The organism is Maribacter luteocoastalis (assembly GCF_048890225.1).
Classification (GTDB): domain Bacteria; phylum Bacteroidota; class Bacteroidia; order Flavobacteriales; family Flavobacteriaceae; genus Maribacter; species Maribacter luteocoastalis.
This window is the reverse complement of sequence record NZ_JBMFZG010000001.1, coordinates 906510-923734: the sequence shown is the minus strand read 5'-3', so window position 1 is coordinate 923734 and position 17225 is coordinate 906510. Positions and strand designations below refer to the sequence as shown.

The window sequence follows — 17225 nt, the reverse complement described above, 5'->3', positions numbered from 1 at the left end:
ACACGGGGTAAAGGTAAGAACCACTACTTGTTTCAGCCATATTTATGTTGTGAACCTTATCTAAAATGTGGTGTACAATATGAGCGGATAAATTTGATCGATGAACTGCACAAATTGATGTAAATTTTGCAATTAATATTCATCTAAATGTTCTGGATAAAGGAAGTTGTTATAAGGAAAACGTGTTATGTGTATGTCCCTTACCTCATCATAAACCCTTTTTCTAAACTCATCAAGGTTCTCCTTATTTAAGGCAGAGATAAATATTGCCCTGTCACCTACTTTTTCCATCCAAGTTCTTTTCCATTCTTCAATGGTAAAGTGGATTGAACTACGCTCGGTAACCAAGTCATCATCATCAATAGTCTCATGTTTATATTGGTCAATTTTATTAAATACCATTATGGTTTTTTTGTCAGAACTACCAATTTCAGATAAAATTTGGTTAACGGAGTCTATGTGTTCTTCAAACTGTGGATGTGAGATGTCCACAACATGAAGCAATAAATCTGCTTCCCTAACCTCGTCAAGTGTGCTTTTAAAGCTTTCTACCAATTGAGTGGGCAACTTTCTAATAAACCCTACAGTGTCACTCAAAAGAAAAGGTAAATTGCCTATGACGACTTTACGAACGGTAGTATCCAATGTTGCGAATAGTTTATTTTCTGCAAAAACATCACTTTTGCTTATGACGTTCATTAAGGTAGATTTGCCCACATTGGTGTAACCAACTAGAGCTACCCTAACCAAAGCGCCCCTATTGCCCCGTTGGGTCTCCATTTGTTTATCAATTTTAAGTAATTTCTTTTTTAGCAGCGTAATCCGGTCGCGTACAATTCGCCTGTCCGTTTCAATCTCGGTTTCACCCGGTCCTCGCATACCAATACCACCTTTTTGCCTTTCCAAGTGGGTCCATAACCCGGTAAGTCTTGGAAGTAAGTATTCATATTGTGCCAATTCTACTTGGGTTCTTGCATAACTGGTTTGTGCTCGTTGCGCAAAAATGTCGAGTATAAGACTAGTACGATCAATTATTTTACAGCGCAATTGTTTTTCAATATTGCGTTGTTGAGCAGGGCTAAGTTCATCATCAAATATTACCGCACCTATTTCATGTTCTTCAACATATTCTTGTACCTCCAACATTTTTCCACTTCCAATTAGTGTCTTAGGGTTGGGAATATCCATTTTTTGCACAAATCGCTTGGTTACCTCACCACCTGCGGTATAGGTAAGAAACTCCAATTCATCCAAATATTCGGTTACCTTCTCTTCGTTCTGTTCTTTATTAATAATTCCAATAAGAACTGCTTTCTCGTATTCTGTTGTTTTCTTTTCTAACATAATATCTTAAAGTGCAAAATTACACAAAAGCGACCAAGCTATTTTAGTTAAATTAGCTTCATAATTAGGGTCTTTTATGAAATTTTCATTTTTCAGAAAAAAAAGGGGGAAACACGTATATACCATTGCATTTTACAATTTGGAAAACTTGTTTGATGCTGAAGATAATCAATACACCTTAGACAGTGATTTTACCCCTGATGGATTTAAAAAATGGACACCAAAAAGATACCAAAGAAAACTTTCCAAACTTGCAAAGACTATTTATAGGATAGGAAGGGATATCAATGATTACCCCCCTATATTGGTTGGAGTGGCAGAGGCAGAGAATAAAGGCGTTTTAAACGACTTAATACAAACAAGTCCATTAAAGCAAATTGAGTATGGATTCATCCACTATGAATCACCAGATGAGCGCGGAATAGACACAGGACTTATTTATCATAAGCGTTATTTTAATGTAATCTCGTCAAAACCAATACCCTTAATAATTGATAATTTGGATGGTTTGAGGGATACAACACGTGATATACTTTATGTTCACGGCAAACTTAATGGGGAAGAGGTTCATGTTTTTGTTAATCATTGGCCTTCTAGAAGGGATGGAAGCGAGAACACAGAATATAAGAGAATTGCGGCCGCCAATGTTATAAAAAATGAAATGAAACGTATTGAGCAATTAAATACCTCACCAAATTACCTTATTATGGGTGATTTTAATGACGATCCAAGTTCAGCGAGTATACAGGTGCTTACGGAAGACTCAAATTTATATAATCCCTTGGCCAAATTACATGCGCCTAAATTTAGTGGTAGTACGAATTATAAGAAAGGTTGGAGCCTCTTTGATCAAATCATCCTATCACATAGTTTCCTTAATTATGAAAAAGGCAAGCATACTTTTATGGAGGCAAATATTTTTAATGATAATGCCTTACAGGAAGATAAGGGCAAGTACAAGGGAAGTCCTTTCAGAACCTATGTAGGTAGAAAGTACTTAGGAGGTTACAGCGATCATTTCCCTGTTTATGTTATCCTTAAACTTAATATCTAGATGATTTATCCATAATATTAATTGTAAGAATAATCTTATACACAACATAAACCCACACTTTCACAACACCAAGAGATAAAAAACTATGTAGTTCGTCGAATAATACTTTTACGAGGTCCATGTAAATTTACCTTCCACATATATTTGTAGTCCAAATCTTACTTATTTGACTGCAGCTATGAACTCTTTTAACCGCTCCCAAAAAACAATTCATGTTTTAACATTTACGTTCTTGTTGTTATTCTCTTTGTGTCTTTCTGCACAGGACAATAAATCTAGGGCACTTATTAAAAAAGACTATGATTTTTCAAAAATTGGTTCTATGCATGTAGATCTTGAGTTTGATTATGCCAGAAATAGGGAAAAGACTTTAAAACTTGCAAAATCTAACAACTGGAAAGTGAAAGAAGTTTTGCCAAATGGAAAAAAAGTAGAGTTGCAAGAAATTGGTGAAGATGGTAGCCCATTATATTATGAAACCTATTCAGATAATGCAAGTCAAGTTTCAAGAGCATCGACCTTACATGAGAATGGTCTTTTGGATTTAGATTTAAGTGGTGCAGGAATGCAAGTTGGCGTTTGGGATGCGGGTGTTGTGCTTACCACACATCAAGAATATGATATTAGAGCTTTGGTAGGTGATGGGAGTAGTGAAGTTGATAAGCACGCTACGATGGTCGCAGGTAGTATTATTTCTTCTGGCATTAAAAAAGAAGCTAAAGGTGTTGCCTACGAAGCAAATGTAGTTTCCAATAACTGGACAAGGGATAAAATTGAAGTTACCGAGGCAGCAGCAAACGGATTATTACTTTCAAATCATTCATATGGAATAAAATCTGACCGCGTTCCGGATTGGTATTTTGGATCATATATTAAAGTGGCACAGGATTGGGATAAAATTATGTTTAATGCACCCTATTACTTAATGGTTACTGCCGCCGGAAATTCACAAAAAAGTGGTGATAACGAATCACCGATTTTTGGCACCAATGTAGATGGTTTTGATCTAATGTTAGGATTTACAGTGGCCAAAAATGGCATTACAGTAGCAGGTGCAAACACAAAATTGGATCGTAAAGGCAATCTTAAGGAAGCTTATGTTTCCGCATATAGTAGTTTTGGACCAGTTGATGATGGTAGAATAAAACCAGATATAGCAGGTGATGGTTCTTCAATTGTTTCTACCTCGTCTATTGGCAATACAAGTTATGATGCTTCTTCTGGTACTTCTATGGCCACACCCGGTGTTACAGGTGCATTATTGTTGCTACAGCAATATAACGAACAACTATATGGTAGTTTTTTAAAAGCGGCCACCTTAAAGGCATTGGCATTGCATACCGCTGATGATATAGATAATCCTGGTCCAGACTATAAAATGGGTTGGGGCATAATGAATGCTAAAAACGCGGCAGAGGTTTTGTTCAATAAAGAATATACGTCGCAAATATCTGAGCTTTCGCTTACACAGGGTTCTCAATATTCATTTACCATAGAAGCTTTGGAAAATGAACCATTAATGGTGTCCTTGTCTTGGACAGATCCAGAATCTGAATTCCTTAATAGAGGTGAATTAAATGTCACCAATGCGGCTTTAGTAAACGATTTGGATATTCGTATTACCCAAAATGGCAAAACCTACCTTCCTTGGAAACTTAATCCCCAAAATCCATTGGAAAGAGCCACCCAAGGAGATAACCTTGTAGATCCTTTTGAGCGAATAGATATTCCAAATGCAAGTGGAACATACACTATAACAGTATCTCACAAAGGAACTCTTAAATATGAAAAGCAAGATTATTCGTTGGTGTTATCAGGTGTTCAAATGACAAATTGTAGTGTTAATGCACCTGAAAATTTATCGTTTAATACACCTTTAGATGATGAAATTACTTTGGTTTGGTCTGAAATGGTCGATGGTTTATTTGAAATTCAATATAAAAAATTGAATGAAGAAAATTGGATTACGGAGTATACGGGTAATACTTCATCAACTTTGACAGAATTGGAAAACGGTGAGGATTATGTTTTAAGAATACGAACGTTTTGTTCCCAGAATATAGCATCTGAATATACAATGGACTATAAGTTCACATTTTTAGGAAACGAAACAACTATAGGGGATTTGGAAATACAAGATGTAATGTCATTTGACGATGATTTAAATTTTACCGTATATCCTAATCCAGCGGTTAACGAAATTATATTAAATACAGAAGTCAGTGATGAAGCCATGTATAGTATTGTTTCAACATCAGGTATCGAATTAAAGACAGGTGATGCTAAGGATGCAAGAATAAATGTGTCTGATTTGGCAACCGGACTTTACATTATTCAAATACAAGATTTTCAAGGTAAGAAAAGCACCAAATTCTTTAAGTATTAGGTTCTTCTACTAATGTTAATGCTGTCGTGATAGGACCCGTCTTGCTTTAATGCTTGGCGGGTCTATTTAATTTAATAGGCGTACAAAGATTTCATAAAAAATGAAATACCTAAGGAGCTATAGATAAAATCAATATTAGAATAATGTAAAACAAGATTTTATCAATAAATCGGAGTAATAATATTGGTAACTTAGTAAGAGAATTTAACAACACTATAAATCAGTAAAATTATGGGAAGTAATACTCATGGACATGGTGACGCTTGGGATGTAAATAATTCTGACGCCGCTAGCTGTCCATTTCTAAACGGGGAATTAAATCAGGCCGCAGGTGGTGGTACTACAAACCGCGATTGGTGGCCAAATATGTTGAACTTGAACATCTTGAGACTGCATTCTAAAAAGGCAGACCCAATGGATGATGATTTTAATTACGCTGAAGAATTCAAATCTTTGGATTTGGCAGCTGTCAAGAAGGACTTAACAGAACTGATGACTAAAAGCCAAGATTGGTGGCCAGCGGATTATGGGCATTATGGTCCTTTCTTTATACGTATGGCTTGGCATGCAGCCGGAACGTATCGTATTGCAGATGGACGCGGAGGTTCGGGGACAGGGAATCAACGTTTTGCACCACTGAACAGTTGGCCTGATAATGCCAATTTAGATAAAGCACGCTTATTATTATGGCCAATAAAACAGAAATATGGAAAAAAGATTTCTTGGGCAGACTTATTGATTTTGACTGGCAATGTTGCCCATGAGTCCATGGGATTAAAAATGTTTGGTTTTGGTGGTGGCCGTGCAGATATTTGGCAACCAGAGGAGGATATCTATTGGGGTTCTGAAACCGATTGGTTAGGAAACAAACAACGTTACGATTCTGAAGGCAATGAATTGGAAAACCCCTTAGGCGCTGCCCACATGGGATTAATTTATGTTAACCCTGAAGGACATAATGCCAATCCAGATCCTATTGAAGCCGCACACTATATCCGAGATACGTTCGGTCGTATGGCCATGAACGATTATGAAACAGTTGCGCTTATTGCAGGTGGACATACTTTTGGTAAGACACATGGTGCAGCAAATCCAGATGATTATGTGGAAGCCGAGCCAGCAGCAGCCCCTATTGAGGCTCAAAGTACCGGATGGCATAATAAATTTGGTAGTGGCGTTGGTGCTGATACCATAACTAGTGGTCTTGAGGGGGCATGGAGCCAAACCCCCACCCAGTGGAGCAATAATTACTTCAAAAATCTATTTGGATTTGAATGGGAACTTACTAAAAGCCCTGCGGGTGCATGGCAATATAAACCTGTTGGTGATGCGGGAGCCGGTACTGTTCCAGATGCGCATATTGCTGGGAAGACACACCAACCTTTTATGTTGGTAACTGATCTTTCATTACGTATGGATCCAGATTATGAAAAGATATCTAGACATTTTTTAGAAAACCCTGATGAATTTGCAGATGCCTATTCTAGGGCTTGGTTTAAACTAACCCATAGGGATATGGGGCCAGTAGACCGTTATTTGGGACCAGAAGTGCCACAAGAGGAATTATTATGGCAGGATCCAGTGCCTGCTGTCGATTTTGAGCTGATAAATGACCAGGATATTGCTGACCTAAAAGCAAATATTTTGGCCTCTGGTTTATCAATTTCAGAATTGGTAACTACAGCTTGGGGTGCGGCATCGACGTTTAGGGATTCCGACAAAAGAGGTGGTGCGAATGGGGGCAGAATTCGTTTAGCACCGCAAAAAGATTGGAAGGTTAATAAACCAAAACAGTTAGCTGGGGTGGTTGATACCTTAGAACGTATTCAAAAGGAGTTTAACGATGTACAGTCTGGCAATAAAAAGGTTTCATTTGCAGATTTAGTGGTTTTGGCAGGTTCAGCTGCGGTTGAAAAAGCTGCAAATAATGCTGGACATAAAATTACTGTTCCTTTTACGGCAGGTAGAACAGATGCTACACAAGAACAAACAGATGTTGAGGCTTTCGAAGCCTTGGAGCCATTAGCTGATGGTTTTAGAAATTTTACCAAGGGTAAATACAGTGTTAAAACTGAAGAATTACTGGTAGATAAGGCTAATTTAATGACGTTAACAGCGCCAGAAATGACCGTTCTAGTAGGTGGCATGAGAGCTTTAAATGCTAATACTGAAGGGACCGTACATGGCATTTTTACAGATAAAAAAGATCAGTTGACCAATGATTTCTTTGTGAATCTCTTAGATATGGGAACCACTTGGAAAGCCATGGATAATGACAATACTGTTTTTGAGGGAACTGATAGAAAAACAGGTGCCTCAAAATGGACAGGTACTAGGGTTGACCTTATTTTTGGGTCAAATTCAGAATTAAGGGCTTTGGCTGAGGTATATGCAACTTCAGACTCCCAAGAGAAGTTTGTTAGGGACTTTGTTAAGGCATGGACAAAAGTAATGAACCTAGATCGCTTTGATGTGAAGTAATTTGAAGTTATTTAGAACTTTCTTAAAAGGGCAGCCTAATTGGGTTGCCCTTTTTTTATTCGCAATCTTGTCACTTTGAGCAGCCTGTCCTGAGCGTAGTCGACAAGTTACATCTTATTAATACGAAGAATCCAGACTTACATTAATGAGTTCAAAGTGCGTTATTTTATTAATTTATACGTATTTCATCGATAAAAGCATACAGTTTGCCGTAAAAATAATAAAACCTCCATTTTTGTAAGGTTTTTATCGGGGGGGGGGTAAAGAAAAGTTTTACTAGTTTGAAAGGAAACAAAAACACTGACCTTATGAAAACCATTGTAAAAAAGCCTTTCAAATTTTTAATCCTGTTCGTAATGCCATCTTTATTTATTCTTGGTTGTATAGATAAAGATTTGGAATCGGTTATTTTGGACGATCAAGAAATGTCGCAGCAAAACTTGGATATTGAAGATAATACCAAGATTAATCTTATATCCAGTAAAGATGTACCGGATGTGGTTAACGTTTTATCTTCCATTTCAGGTAAAAACTTAAATGACGCCGGTAAAGTTCTTTATAACAATACCCGCATAGACCTTGATAGTATTTCCGAAGTAATAAATATAGATGATGGCACCAACTATACTCTTGAGATGCGTGTCAAAAATGCCCCTGCCAACCATATCTACAATTTGGTATTCCACAGAAACACTGATGGGGCATTGGAAGAACCATACGTAATTAGGTATGAAATTGAAACTGAGCATATGCCAGACCTTATGTTGAGCGACGGGGACTTGTCTTTTTTCATAGGCAAATACCGATTTTATAAATTCAACCAGTTCTTTGAAGATACAAAGGCAAATAGGGTAGGTAAATCTGGTGATTGTGGAGGAGGTTATACCGGCGGAACTTCAGGGCCACCAATAGCACCAGGTTCCACTTTTACCCAGACCTTTGATGGTAGAACCATGGAAGCCATTTTTAGTAGCCAAACAACTGTCCCCTATAATTTTAGCCATACCATAAGAACAGAGAATGGGGTACAAACACATGTGGCTACCGCTACTAGCGGTGTAGTTACTTTTCCCAACGCAACTCCCTATGGCAATTACACTATAACCACCCATTCAAATACGGCATCGGTAAATGTAACTACGGATGATTCAGGTGGGGGCGGTGGTGCGCCATGTACCAATGGTTCCCAAATTAGCGACAGTGGAATCGTAGATTTTAATGATAGTTGCCCAGATGCTGGTTCAAATTCCAATAAAGCCTCAGTAAATGGCAAACTATATGATTGTGGTGACCCACAAGGCAGTTTGGCCATTAGGGGGTATGACAGGCCTGTACAAAAGATTTTTTATTTTATGGACGAATCGTTAACTTGGGAGGAGATAAACTTTTTGGAGGACAATAACGGTTTTCCGGAGATACTGGTAGCTTTCTTTGCGGAATTCACTATAACTAATGAAACAAAGGATTTTGTTGATGAAGCAATAGATGCTGCTGTGGATGGTAGTATTATAACACTATCTCCTTTTGTCAAATATCCAAAAAATAGTAATTATTCCAGCCAATACAAAAAACTAACGGAGTATTTAAAGAACCAGTTGCCTAAGGTAGGAAAAATTGATAAAATTATCGATGCAATACACCTGTTTACAAAATTACCAAAAGAACAGATTAAACTAGATTTGCAATGGGGAGAAGGTCCGTTCATTGAAATTGTCCAATTGGATAATTTTCCAAATTGTAATACCTGTAGCAATATAACTGTGGGACATTTTGCCAAGGAAAGCAACCCTAATACGTTATATTTGGACATAGATTATGTAAATCAAATGGAAAATGGGACTCTTGCTGAAAATGATAATGATGCCGCAATATTTTTTATTGGTACTACCATTTTGCATGAATATGTCCACTACGGAGATTATACAGATGGATTTGATTATCCTGGAGAAGAAGGTTGGAAATTTGAAATTATGGTCTACGGAAACAATGTAAACCCAGAAAATGCAAGGTTCGTTCTAAATAAAATAAGTAATTAAGAATGAAAACTATTTTGCTATTTGTAGTTTGTTTATTTTTTTCTTGCAAAAGGGAACAAAAAAATAATTCTGAGTTGGAAAAAAAAGACCAGGATAAATGTTTTGATCGAATCGAAAAAATAAGCCTAATTAATGAAATTCTTAAAACCAAGAATATTCAAACCTACCTACATTTAGATATTGAGGAAAGAAATCCAGTTAGAATAATTAAAAATGAATTCTTTTTTGAATTGGATTCGTTTTTGATAGACAATCGTGGATATGTTAAAATAGTGGATTCCTTACCATATAGTAAATTGAAGCTACAATTAGAAATAGACCCAATGGATTCTTGTTATTTTAGTAAAGGAAATTACGTTTTTTATAGTCCAATAGAAAATGCGGAAGTAAAAGGTGTTATTGAATTAAAAGATTCAGTTTGGGTAACATCTGTTATTCAGGATATTGAATTTTAAATAGAATATCCTTTAATCGTCATAATTATGTAATCCTCCGCCCGACAAGGAATCCTGATTGTGCCGTGTACGAAGAATCTGTTTTACGACAGGATTTTGAATAATATTCACTTTAATAAATTCCTGTTTATTGAAATTGTTCAATTGGATAACTATAACTTTGATACCAATTCTGATGCTGCGGGATATTTTGACAAGGAAAGGCCAGATCGATTATTATTGGATATTGATTATGTGAACATGGTAGAAAATGAATCTTCCGATCCGGATGCCCTAATTTCTGGATTGGAACAACAGTTTTACATGAATATGTACATTATGGAGAAAACATTAACCCGGAATTTCTCTTTTGGGGAGAAGAAGGGGTTAAATTTGAGATTAAAGCATATGGATGGAATGTTACCTATGAAAATGCAAGGATGATTCTAAACCGTCTCAAAAACTAACTTTATGAAAAAAATGGGAAGTGCATTATTTTTAATAATAATGGTGATGGGCCTAGTTAGTTGTAAAGAATATAAGACTGAAAATGGCGCTTCGGAAATCAGTAGGAACAACAAAGAATGTTTTACTGAAATTGAAACAGAAAAAATTGTTAACAGTATTTTTAACAATGATTACATTCTCAAGCATATGGATCCAAGGGTAAAAAACTCCTCTTTGCCTCTTAAAATTTTAAGCAATGAATTAATTGAAAAAAAAAGCAATCAAGTTTCGGGATAAAATGGCTTTGGTAACGAATTCCGTTAATATGACGGAAGATGTTTTCAGAATAAACATTTTAAACCTTGACTGTGATAATAAGGAATTGGAGTTTGTCTTATTATATCCCATAGAGGGCAATTGGTACGCAAAGGGAATTGTCTCTTATCGTGAAAATCAGTGGGCAACGGAAATTTCTTCGGGGGGAACAGCAGATTAAAAATTAACCGGATTGTTATACATTGAGCTATTTTAACAAAGAACATCCATATATAGTGTTTTTGGATGTTGATTATGTGAACATGGTAGAAAATGAAACTTCCGATCCTGATGCTCTTATTTTTTGGATAGGAACAACATTATTACATGAAAATGTTCAACCAGATAGAGCAAGAATAGTTTTAAATCGCCAATTATGAAAATTAAACAGATAATATATTTTTTAACTCTGTTGTACCACCTATTTGCTAGTTTATCCAGCTGTAAAGAACGCTGAACTAACAAAGTTATAGATAAAAACCCGTAGAAAAAATCGACAGTTCTAAATGTTTTACTAATGAGGAAAGAGAAAAAATTCTTGAAGCTATAATCGATACCCCAGATTTTCAGATGTTCTTACATCCTGAAGTTCAAGGTAGACGTCTAATTCAATTAGTTAAAAATGAATTTGTGACACCTGATTTATTTATGAAGAGTAATGGGCATAATGTTCAATTTATGGATTCACTTATTTTGCCAGATGGAACTATGCATAGAATACCTGTAACTAATATTGATTGTGAAGAAAAGAGGGTGCAATATTCAGTGTTTTATCCTGTGGAAGGGGCTGTCATAACAGGATCTATTTTTAAACTTGATTCAATTTGGAAGGCAGAAGATACAAATTGGGGTATAAAAAATTAGAAAATTACATCACCAGATGATAATTACAATTATCAAGAACCTAAGGTATGTATGCCAAATCTCACCCTGTCGCAAACATCTCACCTTATAGTCAAGATTTAGGTAGATATCCTTACATTGTAACTATGGTTAGAAAAAGTAAATTAATTAATTATGAAGTTTTTAGGAATACTAGTGTTTGTATTGATTTGTTGTACTTTATATTCTCAGAATGATGAGAAAATATTGTTTATAAGCAATAACCAAAACCAACAACACTTTCCTTTTGATCAGTTAAATAAAAAAGGCAATTATTATACCATAACGTTAAAAGTTCAAACCTTGGGTTTGGGAAAATTTCGAGATCAAAATACAAACATTATAGACATATTTGATACAACAACAGCTTTAGAATTTGAACTGAATGATTCTTCCGGAAGAATATATTATTACCCAATAAATAATAAAAAGTTTAATTATAATTATTTCGAAAAAAAAATTAATTCTCTTCGGAAATATCCTATCGAAATTTGCCTTAAACTAAAATTATTAAAAACCTCATTATCTGAGCGTTATATCATATTTAATAAAATAAAATTGTTAAAACCCTAATCTAAAAGTACAGATTCGTGGTCTGTAAAGTAGTATTAATAATAAACACTTTGAAAAAAGGCGACCAATACAGTCGCCTTTTTTATTATCCTATATCGCTACTATACTTTTTTAATCTCGTAATCTTCCAACAAATCCTCATTTCGTAATTTCAAAAAAACTTGTGCGGTAGTGGCCACATCTAATTCACAGTAGGTTACGATCCTATCCAAATTTTTTTCTTCGTAATACACATCCCTTACCATACTGCCATCTATATCTTCTTTGGGTGAAGGTATGCCAAGTACGTTGGCCATTAATTTAAGCGAGGTATAATGTTTAAAATCGCCGAACTTCCATAATTCCATCGTATCCAAATGTGATACTTCCCAGGGTTTTTTGCCGAACAAGTCTAATTTATAGGGTAAGGAAATTCCGTTAATAATCATTCTACGGGCAATGTATGGAAAGTCAAATTCCTTACCGTTATGGGCACAAAGCAAATGTTTTGCATGGCTAAAATGACCGTTCAATAAATTTTTAAACTCTTTTAGGAGTGTAGTTTCTTCCCCAAAAAAGCTGGTTACCCTAAAACTTTTTGTATCCCCGTTCAATTTAAAGTATCCAACAGAAATACAGACTATTTTTCCAAATTCGGCCCAAATACCTGCTCGGTCATAAAATTCTTCTGGTGTAAATTCGTCTTTTCTTTGATATCGTGTCTTTTGCTCCCAAAGTTCTTGTTTGTCTTCGCCTAACTCTTTAAAATCAGCAGTTTCTGGAACGGTCTCAATATCCAGGAAAAGAATATGTTCTAAGTTAATTTTATATAGCATGGCTTCTTTGATAAAAGGAACCTATAATGTATGATTTTATAATTAAAAATGGTTAAAATTCTTACATGCATTTTATATTGTAACTTGAGAAGGAATAAAAACTGCTATTTTATGGGCTTTATTAAAGGTGTTTCTTTACAATGATAGTATGCTTGTTAATTTATATTCTACTATGAAAAGAATTTTGATGTTGTTGCTTTTGTGTTTAGGGTTAAGTTCATGTTCTACAGACGATTCTGAAATAGTGTCTGAAACTAGTACAATTCCGAATATTGAATTTGTAGGCGTAGATAACGATAACACGTATCTTTATGATTATAGGGCAGAAGTTGGAATAGGTGAACAAACCAATTTAAGTTCAGAATTGGGTCTGGGCACTAATTTCTTAACCTTAAGACAAACAGAACAGGAACTTTCATTTTACACTTTTAATTCCGGTAAATTTTCATTATTAAAAAAAGATATAGAATCTAGAGAAACAGATACTTATATTGATTTTTACACCAACACCAATGAACGTTCCATTGTATGGGGAATCAATACCAAAGACCAGGTTTATTTTGGATTTTATAACCCCAAAGGATCTACCAATCTGGCATTAAGGGCAATCTCGTTGACCACTTTAAATGGCAATGATATTTCATTGGAGTTTAATATAAACACACTTTACCAGCCTATTCTTATAGATGAAAACTTGTTTATTACGTATTTGGATGGACAAGAAAGATATAAAATAACACGGTATAATACGGACACCAATACCTTGACCCAAACACTAGATTTTGGAACATCTTCCCCTAGCTTGTTTGATGATGACCTTGGTAATTTGGTAATATTGAAGTTCGCAGAAAATGGAAAAGTCGATATGGAAATTAGGGATAGTAATTCCTTATCCCTTATCAAAGAACAGAATTTGGCTTTAGAGCAACGATTTCTGCCTGGTCCTTTGAATGCCAGTTTAATAGGAAACAAATTATATTATCAATATACCTATCAACAACCATTTATTATTGATAAGGGTCCAGCAATTTTTAATATAAATACATCTGAAAATAAGGTTTTGGATTTTATTGGAATAATAGATGAGGTAGAGCAGGAATTAGATGTGTCAGTCAATATTATTACTGAATATTATGATCCAGGAAAGAATGTATTTTTGGCTTCCTATCAAAAATTTGATGAATTATATGGAGGTGTACTTATTATTAATGAGGACGGGAAACTTTTAAAAAATATAGAACTGGATTTTGTCCCTATTTATTTTGTGAAATAACACCAATATAATCTATCATCGACAAATGGTTAAAACCAACCACATGGTCTAGCTTATCTTTGAAGTGCTCTTGAAAAATTTTGATTCTATAGATTTAGGGGATTAAATCTCGTTTAAGTGCAAATAAATGGGGAATTGTAAGGTCAATCTTAAGTATCCAAACCGGCTGGTCTGTAAATTTTAAAACAAAGATTGCTGTTTAACGGGACTCTCATGTTCCAAAAGCCATTTTTTACGGTATAAACCTCCCGCATAACCGGTTAATGAACCGTCACTACCAATTACCCTATGACAGGGCACAACTATCCAAAGTGGATTTTTACCATTGGCTGCAGCTACGGCGCGTATAGCCTTTACGTCACCTAGTGTTTTGGACAACTCTAGATAAGAAATGGTTTTTCCATAGGGAATGTTCAATAATTCTGTCCAAACTTTTTTTTGAAAATCTGTTCCTTGGGGATGTAATTCAAGATCAAAGACTTGTCGCTTTCCTTCAAAATATTCTTGTAATTGGTAAACAGCGTCCTCTAGAGTTTCTGGAATTATTGTAGTGATTTTTTCCTTATTATTTAATACCGTTATTGATGCCAAACCGTGGATATTTCCTTCCAGTTTAGTAATGCCCAAAGGAGTTTCTATATAGGCCGTATCCATAATAAAACTATGATTTCTTTTCTATGCTTTTATCTGGGGCACTTTCAATAACACCACTTTGTTTAGCCCTGTTTTCCCAATTTTTACGTGCTAGTAGCTGTAAGTCTGCAACATTATCACTTTCGTCCATAATTTCGAGGCCTAAAAGGGTCTCAATGACATCTTCCATGGTCACAATGCCAGCTACGGAACCATATTCATCTACTACAAGGGCAATGTGCTCTCTTTTAGCCACAAAAATATCGAATAATTTAGGTATAGGGGTGCTTCTTCTGGTGATTAGAATATCTCTTTGGATTTCTTGCAAAGGCATATCGCCATTATCGTTTATAATCTCCTCATACACATTGTCCTTTAGAACAAAGCCTGTGATATTGTCCATTTTATCTTTATAGACTGGTATTCGAGAATAACGCAATTTAGGATTATCCTCAAAAAAAGACCGAATGGTTTTATCTGACGGGGCAATCTTCATGACGGCACGTGGTGTCATAATATCCTTTACCAATACTTCATCAAAACGAAGCAGGTTTTTTATTATAGTACTTTCTGATTTTTCAAAAACTCCTTCTTCATGGGCCATATCTGTCATGGCAGTAAAGTCTTCCCTACTTAACACACTGCCGTGATGACCTTTGCCACCAACTAATTTGGTGAATAGTTGTAATACCCAAAGTAACCCGGTATACTTTAGTCCGAGCACCATGATTTTTAATGTTTTTGCAGTAAAGTTTGATAGTTGTCTCCAATACGTAGCGCCAATGGTCTTGGGTATTATTTCTGATGCCACCAGTATTAATATGGTCATAATCGTAGAAACCACACCCACCATTAAATCTTCGGTAAACTCGACACCTAAAATAGAGCGTTTGGCAGTGCCGTAAATTTCGACGTAGGCCACTTTTGCTTGCACACCTACTAGGATGGCACCCACGGTATGTGCAATTGTATTTAAAGTTAATATAGCAATTAATGGCTTGTCTACATCTTTTTTTAAGTCTTCAAGAGTGGTCGCATAAGCCTTCCCTTCCCTTTTTTTAACGTTTAGGAATGTTGGGGAAATACTTAAAAGAACAGCTTCTAGTATTGAACATAAAAAAGAGAAAAAAATGGAAATAAGGGCGTAAAAGAGTAATAATCCCATAAGGTTGTTTTGAAAGTCTAAGATACCAATTAATTGGTAAAGAAACTTGGCTTATTTATTGCTGAAATGCTTTATAAAATACCTGTTGTAAAGCAGGCCGTATATTCAATGAGTATAAGTTTCTATTGGTCCTGGTAGGATACACCCTATTCGAAAGAAAAACAAATACCAATTGGTTTTCTGGGTCTGCCCATACGTATGTGCCGGTAAAACCACTATGTCCGAAACTTTTAGTGCTTACTTCAGGATTTGGGTAGGCCTCAGAGAAAGGCAACTCTGTATTGTTTAATAAGGGTTTGTCAAAACCTAAACCGCGCCTGTTTTCGTTTTCAGGATATTGTACCGATGTGAATTCTTTAACAATATCTTCTGATAGAATTTGACGGTTATTATAGTAGCCAAAATTCATATACAATTGCATCATTTTAGCCACATCTTCAGCGGTTCCAAATAGTCCTGCGTTACCTGAAACACCACCCATAAGTGACGCATTTTCATCGTGCACCCATCCATGGGTCAAGGTATGTCTATAAATGGTATCTTGTTCAGTAGGGACAATGTTATTGGGGTAATTTTTAGTAAGTGGTAAAAATCCCAATGTTGTTGAACCAACTGGAATGTAAAAATGATCCGTTACATATTTTTCGTAAGGAACACCTGTTAATTGATATATCAATTCGGGAAATAGAAGAAAGCTTAGGCCTGAGTATTTGTATTTCTTTTCGGGTGACACTTTAGACCGGTTAATCATTCGGTACATTTTTCTATTAAATCGGTCTTTTACAAAGATACCTGTGTATGCTTGGTTGCTAAACGCTTTTTTCTTGGAAGTTTTTATAAATCTTTTCTTGATTTTCCCATTCTTTTTTAAAACCTTATTTAGGAAAACTATATAAGGTTCTAATCCGGCTTGATGTGCTAGTATTTGTCGTAAAGTAATATCGCGTTTATCTTTTCTATTTTTCCAAGGTTTCCAATAATAGCTAAATGGTAAGTCTAAATCTAGTTTGCCTTCTTCCACCAGCTTCATTAGAGCTGGTAATGGACCTAAAATTTTGGTAACGGAAGCCAAATCATAAAGGTCGGATACACCAACCTTTTGAACACTATCATATGTATGATATCCATAGGTTTTATGAAAAATTATAGAGCCTTCTTTGGCAACCAGAACTTGACCGCCAGGAAAAGCATAGTTTTTTATACCAATAGTTATAATACTGTCAACTTGCTTGTTTACTGCAACAGAATCCACTCCAAAGGAGGAAAGTGAAGAGGCTACAAGACCAGAATTTGCAGTAATAAGTAGAGGCTTGGAGGTATCCTCTTGAGCAGTAAGCGGAATACTGAATAAACCAATTAGTATAATAATTACAATTCTCATTTCTAG

At 35.5% G+C, this 17225-nt stretch carries 16 protein-coding genes; 11 read left to right on the top strand and 5 right to left on the bottom strand.

Annotated elements, in window-relative coordinates:
• Positions 1 to 132: 132 nt before the first annotated feature.
• Positions 133 to 1344, bottom strand: a complete 1212-nt coding sequence (gene hflX / locus ACOCEA_RS04025) for a GTPase HflX (protein ID WP_420754911.1) — start codon at positions 1342 to 1344, stop codon at positions 133 to 135.
• Positions 1345 to 1420: 76 nt separating this feature from the next.
• Between hflX and ACOCEA_RS04020 the strand changes: the two genes are divergently transcribed.
• From ACOCEA_RS04020 to ACOCEA_RS03975, 10 genes are all read left to right on the top strand, one after another.
• A complete protein-coding gene (locus ACOCEA_RS04020) occupies positions 1421 to 2398 on the top strand; it encodes an endonuclease/exonuclease/phosphatase family protein (protein WP_420754910.1) in 978 nt (325 codons plus the stop codon).
• Between the two features lie 178 nt (positions 2399 to 2576).
• Entirely contained in the window at positions 2577 to 4784 is a 2208-nt protein-coding gene (locus ACOCEA_RS04015; RefSeq protein WP_420754909.1) for a S8 family serine peptidase, read from the top strand.
• Between the two features lie 231 nt (positions 4785 to 5015).
• Positions 5016 to 7265, top strand: coding sequence for a catalase/peroxidase HPI (katG, locus tag ACOCEA_RS04010; RefSeq protein WP_420754908.1), 2250 nt, complete (start codon positions 5016 to 5018; stop codon positions 7263 to 7265).
• Between the two features lie 308 nt (positions 7266 to 7573).
• Entirely contained in the window at positions 7574 to 9301 is a 1728-nt protein-coding gene (locus ACOCEA_RS04005) for a hypothetical protein (protein ID WP_420754907.1), read from the top strand.
• 74 nt (positions 9302 to 9375) lie between these two features.
• Positions 9376 to 9756 carry a hypothetical protein gene (locus tag ACOCEA_RS04000; RefSeq protein ID WP_420754906.1) on the top strand — a complete coding sequence of 127 codons (381 nt, stop codon included), beginning with the start codon at positions 9376 to 9378 and terminating at the stop codon, positions 9754 to 9756.
• 96 nt (positions 9757 to 9852) lie between these two features.
• Positions 9853 to 10179 carry a hypothetical protein gene (locus tag ACOCEA_RS03995; protein WP_420754905.1) on the top strand — a complete coding sequence of 109 codons (327 nt, stop codon included), beginning with the start codon at positions 9853 to 9855 and terminating at the stop codon, positions 10177 to 10179.
• A gap of 27 nt (positions 10180 to 10206) precedes the next feature.
• Positions 10207 to 10479, top strand: coding sequence for a hypothetical protein (locus ACOCEA_RS03990; RefSeq protein ID WP_420754904.1), 273 nt, complete (start codon positions 10207 to 10209; stop codon positions 10477 to 10479).
• Position 10480: 1 nt separating this feature from the next.
• On the top strand, positions 10481 to 10678 hold the full coding sequence (locus ACOCEA_RS03985) for a hypothetical protein (protein ID WP_420754903.1): 198 nt from the start codon (positions 10481 to 10483) through the stop codon (positions 10676 to 10678).
• A 449-nt stretch (positions 10679 to 11127) separates the two neighbouring features.
• The gene (locus ACOCEA_RS03980; RefSeq protein ID WP_420754902.1) at positions 11128 to 11361 is read left to right on the top strand and encodes a hypothetical protein; all 234 of its coding nucleotides are present in this window, start codon (positions 11128 to 11130) and stop codon (positions 11359 to 11361) included.
• 153 nt (positions 11362 to 11514) lie between these two features.
• Positions 11515 to 11952 (top strand): hypothetical protein, encoded by a 438-nt coding sequence (locus ACOCEA_RS03975; RefSeq protein ID WP_420754901.1) that lies wholly within the window; start codon positions 11515 to 11517, stop codon positions 11950 to 11952.
• Positions 11953 to 12053: 101 nt separating this feature from the next.
• Here ACOCEA_RS03975 and ACOCEA_RS03970 read toward each other — a convergent pair whose 3' ends face one another.
• A complete protein-coding gene (locus tag ACOCEA_RS03970; protein WP_420754900.1) occupies positions 12054 to 12767 on the bottom strand; it encodes a 3'-5' exonuclease in 714 nt (237 codons plus the stop codon).
• A 172-nt stretch (positions 12768 to 12939) separates the two neighbouring features.
• Between ACOCEA_RS03970 and ACOCEA_RS03965 the strand changes: the two genes are divergently transcribed.
• Positions 12940 to 14040, top strand: coding sequence for a hypothetical protein (locus tag ACOCEA_RS03965; protein WP_420754899.1), 1101 nt, complete (start codon positions 12940 to 12942; stop codon positions 14038 to 14040).
• Positions 14041 to 14220: 180 nt separating this feature from the next.
• Here the strand turns inward: ACOCEA_RS03965 and ACOCEA_RS03960 are convergent, their stop codons facing one another.
• From ACOCEA_RS03960 to ACOCEA_RS03950, 3 genes are read right to left on the bottom strand one after another with little or no spacing between them, the layout of a single operon-like run.
• A complete protein-coding gene (locus tag ACOCEA_RS03960) occupies positions 14221 to 14694 on the bottom strand; it encodes a methylated-DNA--[protein]-cysteine S-methyltransferase (protein WP_420754898.1) in 474 nt (157 codons plus the stop codon).
• 7 nt (positions 14695 to 14701) lie between these two features.
• Positions 14702 to 15838 (bottom strand): CNNM domain-containing protein, encoded by a 1137-nt coding sequence (locus ACOCEA_RS03955; protein ID WP_420754897.1) that lies wholly within the window; start codon positions 15836 to 15838, stop codon positions 14702 to 14704.
• A 55-nt stretch (positions 15839 to 15893) separates the two neighbouring features.
• Complete coding sequence (locus ACOCEA_RS03950; protein ID WP_420754896.1) at positions 15894 to 17219, bottom strand: serine hydrolase domain-containing protein; 1326 nt, start codon at positions 17217 to 17219, stop codon at positions 15894 to 15896.
• Positions 17220 to 17225 lie beyond the last annotated feature (6 nt).

Bases quoted from the DNA above. Each gene is read 5' to 3' on its own strand.
- ACOCEA_RS03990 (WP_420754904.1), top strand. From the start codon at position 10,207: ATGAAAAAAATGGGAAGTGCATTATTTTTAATAATAATGGTGATGGGC.
- ACOCEA_RS03970 (WP_420754900.1), bottom strand. From the start codon at position 12,767: ATGCTATATAAAATTAACTTAGAACATATTCTTTTCCTGGATATTGAG.
- ACOCEA_RS04015 (WP_420754909.1), top strand. From the start codon at position 2,577: ATGAACTCTTTTAACCGCTCCCAAAAAACAATTCATGTTTTAACATTT.
- hflX (WP_420754911.1), bottom strand. From the start codon at position 1,344: ATGTTAGAAAAGAAAACAACAGAATACGAGAAAGCAGTTCTTATTGGA.
- ACOCEA_RS03950 (WP_420754896.1), bottom strand. From the start codon at position 17,219: ATGAGAATTGTAATTATTATACTAATTGGTTTATTCAGTATTCCGCTT.
- katG (WP_420754908.1), top strand. From the start codon at position 5,016: ATGGGAAGTAATACTCATGGACATGGTGACGCTTGGGATGTAAATAAT.
- ACOCEA_RS04005 (WP_420754907.1), top strand. From the start codon at position 7,574: ATGAAAACCATTGTAAAAAAGCCTTTCAAATTTTTAATCCTGTTCGTA.
- ACOCEA_RS03985 (WP_420754903.1), top strand. From the start codon at position 10,481: ATGGCTTTGGTAACGAATTCCGTTAATATGACGGAAGATGTTTTCAGA.
- ACOCEA_RS03955 (WP_420754897.1), bottom strand. From the start codon at position 15,838: ATGGGATTATTACTCTTTTACGCCCTTATTTCCATTTTTTTCTCTTTT.
- ACOCEA_RS03965 (WP_420754899.1), top strand. From the start codon at position 12,940: ATGAAAAGAATTTTGATGTTGTTGCTTTTGTGTTTAGGGTTAAGTTCA.
- ACOCEA_RS03960 (WP_420754898.1), bottom strand. From the start codon at position 14,694: ATGGATACGGCCTATATAGAAACTCCTTTGGGCATTACTAAACTGGAA.
- ACOCEA_RS03975 (WP_420754901.1), top strand. From the start codon at position 11,515: ATGAAGTTTTTAGGAATACTAGTGTTTGTATTGATTTGTTGTACTTTA.
- ACOCEA_RS04020 (WP_420754910.1), top strand. From the start codon at position 1,421: ATGAAATTTTCATTTTTCAGAAAAAAAAGGGGGAAACACGTATATACC.